Annotated in this window: 13 protein-coding genes and 1 tRNA gene; 5 read left to right on the top strand and 9 right to left on the bottom strand. The window is 69.8% G+C overall.

Annotated elements, in window-relative coordinates; genetic code table 11:
• From tmk to ACH3VR_RS02855, 7 genes are all read right to left on the bottom strand, one after another.
• Entirely contained in the window at positions 1 to 684 is a 684-nt protein-coding gene (gene tmk, locus ACH3VR_RS02885; RefSeq protein WP_396639241.1) for a dTMP kinase, read from the bottom strand.
• Entirely contained in the window at positions 681 to 3,392 is a 2,712-nt protein-coding gene (gene topA, locus ACH3VR_RS02880) for a type I DNA topoisomerase (protein WP_396639240.1), read from the bottom strand. The genes tmk and topA overlap by 4 nt, the downstream gene beginning before the upstream one ends.
• 104 nt (positions 3,393 to 3,496) lie before the next feature.
• Positions 3,497 to 3,814: an Rv3654c family TadE-like protein gene (locus ACH3VR_RS02875; RefSeq protein WP_396639239.1), complete on the bottom strand. Its 318-nt coding sequence runs from the start codon at positions 3,812 to 3,814 to the stop codon at positions 3,497 to 3,499.
• A 25-nt stretch (positions 3,815 to 3,839) separates the two neighbouring features.
• Positions 3,840 to 4,178, bottom strand: a complete 339-nt coding sequence (locus ACH3VR_RS02870) for a TadE family type IV pilus minor pilin (RefSeq protein WP_396639237.1) — start codon at positions 4,176 to 4,178, stop codon at positions 3,840 to 3,842.
• Positions 4,175 to 4,369, bottom strand: a complete 195-nt coding sequence (locus ACH3VR_RS02865) for a DUF4244 domain-containing protein (protein ID WP_396639236.1) — start codon at positions 4,367 to 4,369, stop codon at positions 4,175 to 4,177. Before ACH3VR_RS02865 ends, ACH3VR_RS02870 begins: the two co-directional genes overlap by 4 nt.
• 44 nt (positions 4,370 to 4,413) lie before the next feature.
• Complete coding sequence (locus ACH3VR_RS02860) at positions 4,414 to 5,313, bottom strand: type II secretion system F family protein (RefSeq protein WP_396639235.1); 900 nt, start codon at positions 5,311 to 5,313, stop codon at positions 4,414 to 4,416.
• Entirely contained in the window at positions 5,310 to 6,410 is a 1,101-nt protein-coding gene (locus ACH3VR_RS02855) for a TadA family conjugal transfer-associated ATPase (protein ID WP_396639234.1), read from the bottom strand. The genes ACH3VR_RS02860 and ACH3VR_RS02855 overlap by 4 nt, the downstream gene beginning before the upstream one ends.
• A gap of 418 nt (positions 6,411 to 6,828) precedes the next feature.
• Between ACH3VR_RS02855 and acs the strand changes: the two genes are divergently transcribed.
• Positions 6,829 to 8,799 carry an acetate--CoA ligase gene (acs, locus tag ACH3VR_RS02850; RefSeq protein WP_396639233.1) on the top strand — a complete coding sequence of 657 codons (1,971 nt, stop codon included), beginning with the start codon at positions 6,829 to 6,831 and terminating at the stop codon, positions 8,797 to 8,799.
• Positions 8,800 to 8,906: 107 nt separating this feature from the next.
• Here acs and ACH3VR_RS02845 read toward each other — a convergent pair whose 3' ends face one another.
• A complete protein-coding gene (locus ACH3VR_RS02845) occupies positions 8,907 to 9,374 on the bottom strand; it encodes a RidA family protein (RefSeq protein ID WP_396639232.1) in 468 nt (155 codons plus the stop codon).
• A complete protein-coding gene (locus ACH3VR_RS02840; protein ID WP_396639231.1) occupies positions 9,371 to 9,592 on the bottom strand; it encodes a hypothetical protein in 222 nt (73 codons plus the stop codon). Before ACH3VR_RS02840 ends, ACH3VR_RS02845 begins: the two co-directional genes overlap by 4 nt.
• A 122-nt stretch (positions 9,593 to 9,714) precedes the next feature.
• Here ACH3VR_RS02840 and ACH3VR_RS02835 point away from each other — a divergent pair, with 122 nt between their 5' ends.
• The 4 genes from ACH3VR_RS02835 to ACH3VR_RS02820 all read left to right on the top strand — a co-directional run bounded on the left by ACH3VR_RS02835 (position 9,715) and on the right by ACH3VR_RS02820 (position 14,205).
• Complete coding sequence (locus ACH3VR_RS02835; RefSeq protein WP_396639230.1) at positions 9,715 to 12,300, top strand: transglycosylase domain-containing protein; 2,586 nt, start codon at positions 9,715 to 9,717, stop codon at positions 12,298 to 12,300.
• Positions 12,297 to 13,232 (top strand): metallophosphoesterase, encoded by a 936-nt coding sequence (locus tag ACH3VR_RS02830; protein WP_396639229.1) that lies wholly within the window; start codon positions 12,297 to 12,299, stop codon positions 13,230 to 13,232. Before ACH3VR_RS02835 ends, ACH3VR_RS02830 begins: the two co-directional genes overlap by 4 nt.
• Before the next feature lie 57 nt (positions 13,233 to 13,289).
• A tRNA-Pro gene (locus ACH3VR_RS02825) sits at positions 13,290 to 13,363 on the top strand.
• A 74-nt stretch (positions 13,364 to 13,437) separates the two neighbouring features.
• Entirely contained in the window at positions 13,438 to 14,205 is a 768-nt protein-coding gene (locus ACH3VR_RS02820; protein ID WP_396639228.1) for an HAD-IIB family hydrolase, read from the top strand.
• Positions 14,206 to 14,240 lie beyond the last annotated feature (35 nt).

The raw sequence follows: 14,240 nt of genomic DNA, 5'->3' as shown, positions 1-14,240 counted from the left end.
CTAACCGCGGGTTCCGACGTTGCCGGGCGCCGCCGCAAGGGCCTCCACCCGGTCGCGGATCTCTTGCGCGAGCTGGTCCGCAGGCCGCGACGCGTCGAGAACGAGGAAGCGCTCCGGCTCGCTGTCGGCGATCGCGAGGAAGTGCGCGCGCACGCGCGCGTGGAAGTCCTCCTGCTCGGATTCGAGCCGGTCGAACGGCTTGTCGTCGGCGTCGAGGCGACGGCGCGCGACTCGCGGATCGAGGTCGAGGAGCACGGTGAGGTCGGGCAGGAGCCCCGCGGCGGCCCAGAGCGACAGCCCGCGGATCTCGTCGGCGTCGAGCTGGCGCCCCTCGCCCTGGTATGCGACAGACGAGTCGAGGTAGCGGTCCTGGATGACGACCTCGCCGCGCGCGAGCGCGGGCCGGACGACGGTGGCGATATGGTGCGCGCGGTCGGCGGCATAGAGCAGGGCCTCGGCGCGGGGCGCGATGTCGCCTCGATGGTGCAGGACGATGTCGCGCACGAGCACGCCCACCTCGGTGCCGCCGGGTTCGCGGGTGCGCACGACCGTGCGGCCGATCCCGGTGAGCCACTCCTCGAGGAGCGCCGACTGCGTCGTCTTGCCGACGCCGTCGCCGCCCTCGAGGGTGATGAACAGGCCCGTGTGCGGACGCCGATCGGTCGCGGCCGCCGGGATCGTCACTTCGCCGGCGCCTTGCGCGTCGTCGTCGTCTTCCTCGTCGTCGTGCGCTTGGGCGCGGGACCCTTGGCGCGCTTGTCGGCGAGCATCTGCACCGCGATCTCGAACGTGATGTCGTCGGGCGTCTGCCCGCGAGGGATCGTGACGTTGGTCACGCCATCGGTCACATACGCGCCGAATCGGCCGTCCTTGATCTTGATGGGCTTCTCGCTCACCGGGTCTGCTTCGAACTCCTTGAGCGCGCTCGACGCACCGCGGGCGCCGTACTTCGGCTGAGCGTAGACGGCGAGCGCCTCGTCGAGCGTGATGTCGAACAGCTGCTGCTCGCTCTGCAGCGTGCGCGAATCGGTGCCCTTCTTCAGATACGGGCCGTAGCGGCCGTTCTGGGCGGTGATGACGTTGCCCGACTCCGGGTCGGTGCCGACGACCCGCGGAAGGGACAGCAGCTGCAGCGCCGTCTCGAGATCGAGAGTGTCGACCGACATCGACTTGAACAGCGACGCCGTGCGAGGTTTCGGCGCGACCTCCTTCTTCGCGGTCGTGCGCTTCTTGGGAGCGGGCGCTGCAAGTTCGCCCGTGGCCTCGTCGACGGCCTCGGGATCGACGGGGTCGTTCTCCTGCACGTACGGTCCGAAGCGCCCGTCCTTCACGACGATGAGCTTGCCGTTCTCGGGGTTCTCTCCCAGCACGCGGTCGCCGGCGACGGGGGCGTCGATGAGCTCCTGCGCCTTGTCGGCGGTGAGCTCGTCGGGGGCGAGCTCCTCCGGGATGTTGACGCGACGCGGCTCGGCCTCGGGGTTCGCGGGATCGACCACCTCGAGGTACGCGCCGTACTTGCCGAACCGGAGGGTCGCGGCATCCGAGATCCTCGTGGCGTTGAGCTCACGGGCATCGATCTCGCCGAGGTTCTCGACGATGTTGCGCAAGCCTACCTGCCCGTCGGAGCCGAAGTAGAAGTCGTGCAGCCACGACCCGCGCTGCTGCTCGCCGCGCGCGATCGCGTCGAGGTCGTCCTCGAGCGCCGCCGTGAAGTCGTAGTCGACGAGGTCGGCGAAGTGCTGCTCGAGGAGCCGCACGACCGAGAAGGCGAGCCAGCTCGGCACGAGCGCCTGGCCGCGCTTGCTGACGTAACCGCGGTCGAGGATGACGTCGATGATGCTCGCGAACGTCGAGGGACGGCCGATGCCCTTCTCCTCGAGCGCCTTGACGAGGCTGGCCTCGGTGTAGCGGGGCTTGGGGCTCGTCGAGTGGCCCTTGGGCTCGACGTCCTTCATACGCAGGACGTCGCCGATCGCCATGATCGGCAGCGACTGGTCGTCGGCCTTGTCGGCATCGCTGCGCTTCTCGTCGTGGCCCTCCTCATAGGCCTCGAGGAAGCCCTTGAAGGTGTACACGGTGCCGGATGCCGTGAACTCGGCGCGCTTGCCGGCCGCGGCGACCTCGAGCGTGACCGTGGTCGTCTCGTACTTCGCGTCGCTCATCTGGCTCGCGACCGTGCGCTTCCAGATGAGGTCGTACATGCGCAGCTCGTCGCGGTCGAGCTCCGACGAGATCGACGACGGCGTGCGGAAGTCCTCGCCCGACGGACGGATCGCCTCGTGCGCCTCCTGCGCGTTCTTGGCGTTGTTGCGGTAGACCCGAGGGTTGAGCGGGACGGCCTTCTCGCCGTACAGGGTCACCGCCTGCGCACGCGCCGCTTCGACCGCCTGCTTCGACAGGGCGGTCGAGTCGGTGCGCATATAGGTGATGTACCCCTTCTCGTAGAGGCGCTGCGCGACGCTCATCGCGTGCTTCGCGCTCATCGAGAGTTTGCGGCCCGCCTCCTGCTGCAGCGTCGAGGTCGTGAAGGGCGCGCGGGGGCTGCGGGTTCCCGGCTTCGACTCGAGATTCGTGACGGATGCCTCGCCCGCTGCGGCGACCGCGTCGGCGAGCGCGCGCGCCGCGGCCTCGTCGAGCACGAGGACGGCCTTCTTGAGCGAACCGCTGTCGTCGAAGTCGGTGCCGCGGGCGAGCGCGGCGCCGTCGACACGGGCCAGGCGCGTCGTGAACGCCGCGGCGTCCTTCCCGGCGAGCGCCTCGACGTCCCAGTAGGAAGCCGAGACGAATGCCATGCGCTCGCGCTCGCGGTCGACCACGAGGCGGGTGGCGGCGGACTGCACGCGGCCCGCGCTCAGCGCCGCGCCTTCCCGGCCGCTGCCGACCTTGCGCCACAGCACCGGCGAGACGTCCCAGCCGTAGAGGCGGTCGAGGACGCGGCGCGTCTCCTGCGCGTCGACGAGCGCGAGGTCGAGCTCGCGGGTGTTCTCCGCGGCCGCCTTGATCGCGTCCTTCGTGATCTCGTGGAAGACCATCCGCTTGACGGGGACCTTCGGCTGGAGGACCTCCAGCAGGTGCCACGCGATGGCTTCGCCCTCGCGGTCTTCATCGGTCGCGAGCAGGACTTCGTCGGCGCTCTTGAGGGCGCGCTTGAGGTCGGCGACCGTTTTCGTCTTGCGATCGTTGACGACGTAATAGGGGTCGAAGTCGTTGTCGATGTCGATCGAGTACTTGCCGTACGCCGACTTCTTGTCGTCCGGGATCTCCTTCTTGCTCGCGAGATCGCGGATGTGCCCGACCGAGCTCAGCACCTCGTAGTCATCGCCGAGGTACCCCTGGATCGACTTCATCTTCGTGGGGGACTCGACGATCACGAGCTTCTTGCCTTGTGCCAACGTGGGTCGTCCTTTCTTCGAAGCACACCATACACACCGTGACCAGGGGTGGTCGCTGTGAGGACACCCAGGCGGAACGGCCCGCGAGGGCTCGCGTATTCCCGTCAGGGCGGCGGACCCGCCCGCGCCGAAGCCCGTGCGACGAGCCGGCCGAAGGGCGCCGAGACGGTGACGGTGGCGATCAGTCCATCGACGTCGCACGCCTCCAATGCCGCGCCGGAAGCCGCCGCGACCTCCACCGCACGCTCGCACGGGATGCCTCGAACGGCGCCCGACGCGGCGTCGGCTGCGGCGAGCGCCGCGGCGTCGGCCGCCCCCGCGAGCCGCTGGCTCGCGACGGCGGCGCCGGTCACAGCGCCGGCCGCGACGACGAGCGTCGCGGCGCACGCCACGATCCCGACGGCCAGGACGGAGCCCGGCATCACTGATCCCGGCTACGCGTCGGCATCACAGGCCGCCCGCGAGGGCGCACGATCGTGCCGACAGCGTCAGCGCCACGACCGCGGCGGGCGCGGTCGCCGTGACGCAGATCAGGCCGCCCTGCTCGTCGACGACGACCGATGCGCCCGCCACGGCGCGAGTGACGGCGTCCTGCGCCGCCGAGGCGGGCTCGTCGCGCGCGATGAGCCGCGCCGCGTCGGCCGCGGCATCTTGCAGGCGCACCTGTCTCGCGCCGGCCGCGAGCGCGCCGCCGCCGAGGAGCAGCACGAGCGCGATCGCGGGGAGCGCCACCGCGAACTCGGCGACGACCGAGCCGCGGTCGTCGCCGAGCCGCAGCCCGGTCATGCCACCGTGAGCGCGCGGCGCACGAGATCGGTGAGGATGCCGCGCACCTCGTCCGACCTCATGATGACGACGAGCAGCCCAGCGAACGCAACGGCCGCCATCGTCGCGATGGCGTACTCGGCGGTCGCGGCGCCGGTGTCGTCGTCGAAGAGCCGTGCGGCGCGGCGTCGGGTGATCTGTGGGATCGACATGATCTCCTCTTTCTCTGTGTGCGGGAATGTGGGGACGATCGGGGTCAGAGCGAGAGCGACATCGTCGACATGACGCTCAGCAGCATCGGCGCGACGCCGAGCAGAAGAAACGCCGGGAGCGTGCAAACGCCCAGCGGCAGCAGCAGTCGTGAGGCGAGCTTCGCGGCGCGCATCCGCCCCTCCACCCGCGAGCGATGCCGAGCCAGCGACGCCGAGGCGCGCAGCAGCTCCACGGCCGGAACCCCCGCCCTGCGCGACAGCTCGAGCACCCGCTCGACCTCCACGTCATCACACCCGCCGCCCAGGGCCTTGGACACGACGGTGCGGGCTCTATCCAGTGAGACGCCGCCCGAGAGCGCGATCGCGAGCAGCTCGGCCCGCAGCCCCGGGATGCCGGGAGCCGGCATCGCGCGGCGCACGAGTCCGCTCGTCCACCGGTGCGCCGCGACGATGAGGGCGGATCCCGCGGCGAGGCAGCCGAGGCCGAGCGGATCGAGCACGAGCGTCGAAAGGGTGTCGAAACCGAGCGCCGCGCCGAGGCCCACGGCCACCAGCGGGAGCCAGGACATCAGGCGGGCTGTTCCGGCAGGCTCCGCGAGGGCGATGCGCACGTCGTCGGCCGCCTCCTGCGCGTCGCGGATGGCAGCCGACACTCCGCGCAGGGTGTCGGCGAGCGGTGCGCCGACGGTGGCCGCGATCGACCATGCGGCCGCGATCTCGCGCCAGTCCCCGCCCTGAGCGGCGATCGCGCTCGTGAGGTCGGAACCGTCCTCGACCCTCTGCCGCACCCGCGCGGCCACGGCGTCGCCGCCGTCGGCGGCGAGTGTCCAGGCGCGCGCCGGGGCGAGTCCGGCCTGGAGGAGCACGGCGAGCTGGAGCACGCCGGCGGCGGCATCCGCTGACTCCTCCGATCCCGGGCGTCTCCGGCGCAGCCGCGCGATCATCGGCCCTGCTCCACGATCGCGAGCCGGCCCTCGTCGAGGACCGGACGACCCACCGCGGACAGCCGCCGCGCGCCATCGCGCTCGCGCGTCACGTGGAGCACGATCCCGATCGCGCTCACGACCTGCCGTGCCAGCGCGCGATCGTCGAGCCCCGCGAGCGCGCCGAGCGCCTCGAGCCGTGCGGCGACCTCGTGAAGGCCGTTGGCGTGCAGCGTCCCCGCGCCGCCGTCGTGACCCGTGTTGAGGGCCGCGAGGAGTTCACGCACTTCGGCGCCGCGGCACTCCCCCACCACCAGCCGGTCGGGCCGCATGCGCAGCGCCTCCCGCACGAGACGCGCGAGGTCGATGCCTCCGGCGCCCTCGAGATTGGGCTGCCGCGCCTCCAGCCGCACGTGATGCGGATGATCGATGCGCAGCTCGGCGACGTCCTCGATCGTGACGATGCGGTCGCCGGGGTCGGCACGGCCGAGGAGCGCCGCGAGCAGCGTCGTCTTCCCGGCGCCCGCGGCGCCGGTCACCAGGACGTTCGCGCGCCGTGCCACGGTCTCCTCGAGCCGGGCCCGCAGCGCCGTGTCGAACATGCCTCTCCGCTCGAGCTCGTCGAGCGCCGGCACGCCGAAGCGCGGCACGCGGATCGAGATCGCGGTGCCCTCGGGCGCGACGGGCGGCAGCACGGCGTGCACGCGGATGCCGCCGTCGAGCCGCACGTCCACGGCAGGCGACGCGTCGTCCAGGTGCCGATCCCCCAGGCCGATGAGGGCGACGGCGAGCTGGCGGACGTCTTCCTCCGTCGCCCGCCAGCCTGCGACGCGCCGTGCGCCGGCGCCCCGGTCGACGAAGAGACCGTCGGCGCCGTTGACGAAGAGATCCGTGACGTCGGGATCGTCGAGGAACGGCGCGAGCGGCTCGAGGACCGGATGGTGCGGGCGCACGGGCAGCGGCTCGCTCGGATGCTCGACCGGATCGGCGCGGCTCGGCGCGGCCCTCGAGTCCACCCTCGGCACCCACATGCCGAGGATCTGCGGTTCCGGAGCAGCGGGAGTGGGCACGCTCACCGGCGCGGCTCCACGCGGCTGGACGACGAACGGCTCGGGCATGCCACGACGCTAAGAGGACCAGTGCGCGCCGGCGGAGGCATCCCCCTCCCCCGTGCAGAATCCGCGCGAGACCGCGTCTGTGGAGGAGCCCGCGTGGAATCGCTCCCAAACGTGCGCACGCGTTCGGAAACAGAGGCGGCATCCCATGGGGGGAATGGGATGCCGCCACGCGCGACACCGCAGTTCGGGGGGTGCTTCGGGTGCCGCAATGCCAGAATCGAAGTTCGGCCGCGACCGAGCATACGCAACAGGACGCAACCTTCCAAACAAACCCGAACACGCCTCGAGTGATATATCGATGAGAGTTCTCACATCTTTCGATCACCAACTATCGGAGGTAGTGAGCGACACCGGCCGTGAGTAGATTGCTTGCGGCGTCGGACCATCTCCGCCACCAGCCCGCAAAGGAGCGCGCCGCATGAGCAGCCAGATCGACCACCTCCTCGAAGAAGATCGCCGATTCGCGCCGCCCGACGACTTCGCAGCGAACGCCGTCGGCACCCCCGAGCTCTACGAGCGCGCGGCCGACGACCGGGAGGGCTTCTGGGGCGACCAGGCGCGCGACCTCCTGCACTGGCACACGCCGTTCACGCAGACGCTGGACTGGTCGAACCCGCCGTTCGCGAAGTGGTTCGCCGACGGCGCACTCAATGTGGCCTACAACTGCCTCGACCGTCACGTCGAGGCGGGCAACGGCGACCGCGTCGCCCTCTTGTGGGAGGGCGAGCCCGGCGATGACCGCCGCGTGACGTACGCCGAGCTCACCGACGAGGTCAAGCGGCTCGCGAACGTGCTCGAGGGTCTGGGCATCGGCGAGGGCGATCGCGTCGCGATCTACATGCCGATGATCCCCGAGGCGATCGCCGCCATGCTGGCCGTCGTGCGCATCGGCGCCATCCACTCCGTCGTGTTCGGCGGCTTCTCGGCCGACAGCCTGCGCTCGCGCATCGACGACGCCGGCGCGCGCGTCGTCATCACGGCCGACGGCGGCTACCGCAAGGGCAAGGTCTCCCCGCTCAAGCCTGCCGTCGACCTCGCGCTCGCGGACCGCAACGGCTCCGGTGCGCAGGAGACCGTGGAAAAGGTCATCGTCGTCAAGCGCGGCGGCAACGACGTGGAGTGGACCGAGGGCCGCGACCTGTGGTGGCACGACGTCGTTCCGGCGGCATCGGCCGAGCATGACGCGCAGGCGTTCCCCGCCGAGAACCCGCTGTTCATCCTGTACACGTCGGGCACGACGGGAAAGCCCAAGGGCATCCTCCACACGTCCGGCGGCTACCTGACGCAGTCCGCGTTCACGAACAGAGTCGTCCACGACCTCCACCCCGAGACCGACGTGTTCTGGTGCACCGCCGACATCGGCTGGATCACGGGACACTCCTACGTCACGTACGGTCCGCTCGCGAACGGCGCGACCCAGGTGCTCTACGAGGGGACCCCCGACACGCCGCACCCGGGCCGGTGGTGGGAGGTCGTGCAGAAGTACGGCGTCACGATCCTCTACACGGCGCCGACCGCGATCCGCTCGTTCATGAAGATCGGCCGCGCCGTCCCGAAGCAGTTCGACCTGTCGTCGCTGCGCCTCCTCGGTTCGGTGGGCGAGCCGATCAACCCCGAGGCGTGGATGTGGTACCGCAAGATCATCGGCGGCAAGACGGCGCCGATCGTCGACACGTGGTGGCAGACCGAGACCGGCTCGATCATGGTCTCGGCCCTCCCCGGTGTGACCGAGACGAAGCCCGGCAGCGCGCAGGTGCCGCTGCCCGGCATCTCGATCGACGTCGTCGACGAAGACGGCGGGCACGTCGGTAACGGCAACGGCGGACTCCTGGTCGTCACCAAACCCTGGCCCAGCATGCTCCGGGGCATCTGGGGCGACCCGGAGCGCTTCAAGGAGACCTACTGGGACAAGTTCGCGAAGCAGGGCTTCTACTTCGCCGGCGACGGCGCGCGCCTCGACGCCGAAGGCGACGTGTGGCTGCTCGGCCGCGTCGACGACGTCATGAACGTCTCGGGCCACCGCCTCTCGACGACCGAGATCGAGTCTGCCCTCGTCGGCAACGAGGCGGTCGCCGAGGCCGCAGTCGTCGGAGCCTCCGACGAGACGACGGGGCAGGCGGTCGTCGCGTTCGTCATCATCAAGGAGTCCTACCTCAAGGAGCACTCCCCCGACGGACTCGCGCAGGGCCTGCGCGCGTGGGTCGGCGAGCAGATCGGCCCAATCGCCCGCCCGCGCGACGTGTACATCGTGGGCGAGCTGCCCAAGACGCGCTCCGGCAAGATCATGCGCCGCCTCCTGCGCGACGTCGCCGAGGGCCGAGAGGTCGGCGACACGACGACGCTGGCCGACACGGCCGTGATGTCGGTGATCTCCGCCCAGGTCAAGTAACGGCGCCGATTCCGTGAGCCTCCACTGGAGCGCCGAGCACGCGGGTGACACCCACGTGCTCGGCACTCAGGTGGAGGCTCACGGTCAGGGACGAAGGCCCCGCCGGGTCACTCGAAGCTGAAGACGACCTCGACCTCGACGGGGCTGTCCAGCGGCAGCACCGGGACGCCCACGGCCGAGCGGGCGTGGCGGCCGGCGTCGCCGAAGATCTCGCCCAACACCTCGCTCGCGCCGTTGATGACGCCGGGCTGTCCGGTGAACTCGGGGACGGATGCCACGAAGCCGACGACCTTGAGGACACCCGTCAGGCGATCGACCCCGCCGACGGCGTCGGCCGCCGCGGCGACCGCGTTGAGCGCGGACTGGCGGGCGTATCCCTTCGCATCGGCGGCGGGGACGAGCCCGTCCCCCTCTCCGACCTTGCCCGTCGCGGGAAGCGCGCCCGCGATCATCGGCAGCTGGCCGGCCGTGTAGACGAGGTCGCCGTGCGCCTTCGCCGGCACGTACGCCGCGACGGGGGGAACGACCTGCGGCAGCTCGATGCCGAGCTCGGTCAGGCGTGCGGAGATGCTCATTCCGGGGCTCCCTCGAACTGCTGCGCGGCGGTGGCGGCGGCATCCAGTCCCGCGTTCGCGGCACCGCCGCCGACGGGCCGCTTCAAGTACGCGACGAGACCGCCTTCGGGGCCCTGCACGACCTGAACGAGCTCCCAGCCCTGCTTGCCCCAGTTGTTGAGGATCGCGGCGGTGTTGTGGATGAGGAGGGGCGTGGTGAGATATTCCCACGTGGTCATCTGCGGCTCCTGGCGGGGTCGAGGCGGGCGGAGGGGGAAAGCCCTGATCAAAGGCAGAACAATTGCCCCCTCGCGGCACGCCGTCAAGGGATCTGCCAGGGTTCTCCCCTACGATCAAGCCTATGCCTGATACGAAACGGACGACCAGCGGCGTGCTCGGCGGACTCGCCGGCCTCGTTGGTCTGAGCGCTGTCGCGGGTGTGCTCGTCGCCGCCACGGTCACCCCGGCCATCGCCCTGTCCGGAGCTGCGGCATCGAGCGCGATCACGATGTTCGACAATCTGCCGAGCGTCCTGGAGATCGAGAAGCTCATGCTTCCCTCGACGCTCATCTACACCGATCCGTCGAGCGGACAGGAAGTCGAGTGGACGCAGTTCTACGACCAGAACCGCTCCCCCGTCGAGTTCGACCAGATCGCGCCCGTCATGTACGACGCGATCCTCTCGAGTGAGGACAAGAACTTCTACAAGCACGGCGGCATCGACCTCGTCGGCACCGTCAGCGCCGTCGTCGACAACGTGCGCGGCCGCGACACCCGCGGTGGCTCGTCGATCAGCCAGCAGTACGTCAAGAACATCCTCGTGCAGCGCTGCGAGAGCAACGCCACGAGCGACGAGGAACTGCAGAAGTGCTACACGGATGCCACGACCTCGGTCGGTGACGAGGGCCTCCAGCGCAAGCTGCAGGAGATGCGCTACGCCATCGCGCTCGAGCAGAAGTACTCGAAGAACGAGATCTTGCTCGGCTACCTCAACATCGCGGGCTTCGGCGGCACGAACTACGGCGTCGATGCGGCGGCCCGCTACTACTTCGGCGTCGCCGCGAAGGATCTGTCGCTCGCCCAGGCCGCCACGCTCGCGGGCATGGTGCAGAACCCGAACACGTACCGCATCGATATGAAGGGCGGGACGACGACCGACAAGGACGGCAACGGCGTCAACAGCGAGGCCGACGGGTACAAGCTGACCAAGGCCCGTCAGGTCTACGTGCTCGATCGCATGCTCGCCGACGGCAAGATCACGCAGGAGCAGCACGACGCGGCAGTCGCCGAGCCGCTCACGCCGAACATCACGCAGCCCACGAAGGGCTGCGCCTCGACGGGCTCCGGCGCCTACTTCTGCCAGTACGTCGTCTCGATCGTGAAGACCGACCCCGCCTTCGGCGCCACTGCCGACGACCGCATGCGCGCGCTTCGCCAGGGCGGCCTGAAGATCTACACGACGATGGACCCGCGCGTGCAGCAGGCCAACGAGGCGGCCGTCGCCCAGAACACTCCGAGCGCGATCGACGGCATGGACTTCGGCTCGACCTCCGTGAGCCTCGAAGCCTCGACCGGCCGCATCCTCGGCATCGCGCAGAACACGAAGTTCAGCGAGGATCAGAGCCTCGCGGGCGACCCGAACTACTCGTCCCTCGTCTACGCGGGCAACAGCACCAACGGCGGCTCGATCGGCTTCCCGGCGGGCTCGACGTTCAAGCTGTTCACGCTGCTCGACTGGCTCGAGAAGGGCAAGTCCCTCAACGAGACCCTCAACGGCGTCAACCGCGTCTTCCCGAAGATGACGAACTCCTGCTACGGCAACTGGGTGAACACGTCGAAGACGAAGATCGGCAACTACAACAACGTCGGCGGCCACGTCGGCACCCCGATGCAGTTCACGAAGGAATCGCTCAACTCGGGCTTCCTCGCGATGGCCGAGAAGCTCGACCTCTGCGACATCGCCAAGGTCGTCGCGAAGATGGGCGTCACCACGGGTGACGGCAAAGAGATCAAGATGCTGTACGCGCCTGAGGTCATCGGGTCGGACAACGTCTCGCCTCTCGCCATGGCGTCGGCCTACGCGACGGTCGCCAACAACGGCATCCGCTGCGAGCCCAAGGCGATCGACAAGGTCGTCGACCCCGACGGTCGTGAGTTCGCACCGCAGAAGACGTGCACGCAGGTGCTCGACCCGAGCATCGCGGCGACCGCAGCGTACGCCCTGCAGGGCGTCATGGCCTCGGGCGGCACCGGAAACCAGGGAAACCCCAACGACGGCACGCCCCTCATCGGCAAGACCGGTACCCACGAGGCGTGGCAGACCTGGCTCATCGAGTCGAGCACGAAGGTCACGACGGCAGTGTGGGTCGGCAACGCGGAGGGCGAGGTTCCGCTGGCCAAGCAGTGGTACAACGGCCAGACGCTTAACAACCTCCGGTACGCGATCAACAAGAAGATCATGAGCACCGTCGACGACCTCTACGGCGGGGATGCCTTCCCCAAGCCGAACCAGGATCTGCTGCGTCAGGTGCTGACCGATCTGCCGAACGTCGTGGGCCTCTCCGTCGATGACGCGAAGTCGCAGCTCGAGGGCGCCGGCTTCGAGGTCGTCGTCGGCGACCCGGTCGACTCGAACCAGGGCGCCGGGCTCGTGGCCGCGCAGAACCCGGCTGCGGGCAAGGTCGCGGGCGGCTCGGTCGTCACGCTCAGCCCCAGCAACGGGAACGGCGTGACCGTCCCCTCGGATGTCGCCGGCAGATCCGTCAGCGAGGCGATCAGCTATCTGCGCTCGTCCGGCTTCGGAAATGTCCAGCCGGGCACCTGTACGGAAGACGCCAAGGCGAAGGGCAACGGCACCGCGACCGGCACCAACCCGCCCGCCGGGACGGTCGTGAACCGCAACGCCACGATCACGGTCGACTACAAGAGTCAGCACTGCAGCCAGTGACGACGTCCGCCACTCGCACCGCCCTCACCGCGCTCGGCGCGGTGGGGGCGGTCGGTGTCGGTGCCGCAGTCTGGGGCATCGGCATCGAGCGCTACCTCTTCACGCTGCGTCGCCACGAGCTGCGTCTCCTGCCGCCGGGCTCCGCACCCATGAAGGTGCTGCACCTGTCGGACGCGCACATGGCGCCCTGGCAGAAGCGCAAGCAGCTGTGGATGGCCTCGCTCGCCGACCTCGAGCCCGATCTCGTCGTGAACACGGGCGACAACCTCGGCCATGAGGAGGGGCTGCGCGGGCTGCGCCGCGCGCTCGACCCGCTGCGCGGCATCCCGGGCGTCTACGTGCACGGGTCGAACGACCACGTCGCTCCCTCGCCCCGCAATCCCCTCCGCTACTTCCTGGGCCCGTCGAAGATCACCTCCACGGCCGAGCCGCTGGACACGCAGTCGCTCGATGCGTACCTCAGGGACGATCTGGGCTGGACGGAGGTCGACAACGTCGCAACGTCGATCGACGCCGGCGGCCTGCGCCTCGACGTCTTCGGCGTCGGCGACGCCCACCGCCGCTGGGACCGCGTGGGCGCGCTTCCCGACCAGCTCGAGGAGGTGCGGGGCTCGGGCGACGCGGATCTCACGATCGGCGTGACGCACGCCCCATATCGCCGCGTGCTCGATCCGTTCACCGACTTCGGCGCCGACATGATCTTCGCCGGTCACACGCACGGCGGTCAGGTGCGCGTACCGGGTTTCGGCGCCCTCGTCGCGAACTGCGACATCCCGCTCCGCCAGGCGCGGGGCCTGAGCGCCTGGAAGCACGGCGGCCGGTCGATCCCGCTCAACGTGAGCGCCGGGATCGGCCACTCGATCTACGCCCCGGTGCGCTTCGCGTGCCGGCCCGAGGCATCCCTCATCACGCTCCTCCCCCGCGACCGATGAGCAGGCGTCCTCGATTCGTCGCCTGCCCGCAGATCAGGTAGGCTAGGGGGGTTGCCACGGGGTGTGGCGCAGCTTGGTAGCGCGCTTCGTTCGGGACGAAGAGGCCGCAGGTTCAAATCCTGTCACCCCGACAGCAGGGAGGCTCCACCAGTATTGGTGGGGCCTTCCGCCGTATCAGGGCTGGACACGAGAACAGGAGCATTGGATGCCGGAACCCCGCCTCGTCGCGTTCGACCTCGACGACACCCTCGCCCCTTCGAAGAGCGCCATCGACCCCCGCATCGGCGACCTGCTGATCTCCCTCGCCGAACGGGTCGACGTCGCGATCATCTCGGGTGGCCAGCTCGCCCAGTTCACGACCCAGGTCGTCGACCGCCTTCCGGAGGCCTCTGCCGAGACGCTCTCGCGCCTGCATCTGCTGCCCACGTGCGGCACGCAGTACTACCGCGTGTCGGCTGACGGGGTCGTGAAGATCTACGCGCACAGCCTCACCGCCGACGAGAAGTCGCGCGCCCTCGGCGCCGTCGAGGAGGAGGCCAAGCGTCTCGGGCTCTGGGAGTCCGAGACCTGGGGCGACATCCTCGAAGACCGGGGCTCGCAGATCACGTTCTCGGCTCTCGGCCAGAGCGCGCCGCTCGAGGCCAAGAAGGCGTGGGATCCCACGGGCGAGAAGAAGAACGCCCTCCGCGCCGCCGTCGCCGCGAGCATCCCCGACCTCGAGGTGCGCTCGGGCGGGTCGACGAGCGTCGACATCACACAGCGCGGCATCGACAAGGCCTACGGCATGCGGCAGCTCTCCGAGCAGACCGGCATCCCTCTCGACGACATGCTCTTCGTCGGCGACCGCCTCGATCCCGACGGCAACGACTACCCGGTGCTCGCGATGGGCGTCGAGTGCCAGGCCGTCGACGGCTGGGAGGACACCGCGGACTTCCTCGAGGGCCTCGTCCCGACGCTCGCCGTCCGGGTCTGAGTCACCGCCCCCACGAACCGATACAGCCGGCGCGA

Source organism: Microbacterium alkaliflavum (assembly GCF_044325405.1).
Taxonomy (GTDB): Bacteria; Actinomycetota; Actinomycetes; order Actinomycetales; family Microbacteriaceae; genus Microbacterium; species Microbacterium alkaliflavum.
Note: the sequence above shows the minus strand (reverse complement) of the source record. Positions and strands in the feature narration are given on the sequence as shown.

Bases quoted from the DNA above. Each gene is read 5' to 3' on its own strand.
- ACH3VR_RS02875 (WP_396639239.1), bottom strand. From the start codon at position 3,814: ATGCCGGGCTCCGTCCTGGCCGTCGGGATCGTGGCGTGCGCCGCGACG.
- ACH3VR_RS02870 (WP_396639237.1), bottom strand. From the start codon at position 4,178: ATGACCGGGCTGCGGCTCGGCGACGACCGCGGCTCGGTCGTCGCCGAG.
- ACH3VR_RS02865 (WP_396639236.1), bottom strand. From the start codon at position 4,369: ATGTCGATCCCACAGATCACCCGACGCCGCGCCGCACGGCTCTTCGAC.
- ACH3VR_RS02860 (WP_396639235.1), bottom strand. From the start codon at position 5,313: ATGATCGCGCGGCTGCGCCGGAGACGCCCGGGATCGGAGGAGTCAGCG.
- ACH3VR_RS02855 (WP_396639234.1), bottom strand. From the start codon at position 6,410: ATGCCCGAGCCGTTCGTCGTCCAGCCGCGTGGAGCCGCGCCGGTGAGC.
- acs (WP_396639233.1), top strand. From the start codon at position 6,829: ATGAGCAGCCAGATCGACCACCTCCTCGAAGAAGATCGCCGATTCGCG.
- ACH3VR_RS02845 (WP_396639232.1), bottom strand. From the start codon at position 9,374: ATGAGCATCTCCGCACGCCTGACCGAGCTCGGCATCGAGCTGCCGCAG.
- ACH3VR_RS02840 (WP_396639231.1), bottom strand. From the start codon at position 9,592: ATGACCACGTGGGAATATCTCACCACGCCCCTCCTCATCCACAACACC.
- ACH3VR_RS02835 (WP_396639230.1), top strand. From the start codon at position 9,715: ATGCCTGATACGAAACGGACGACCAGCGGCGTGCTCGGCGGACTCGCC.
- ACH3VR_RS02820 (WP_396639228.1), top strand. From the start codon at position 13,438: ATGCCGGAACCCCGCCTCGTCGCGTTCGACCTCGACGACACCCTCGCC.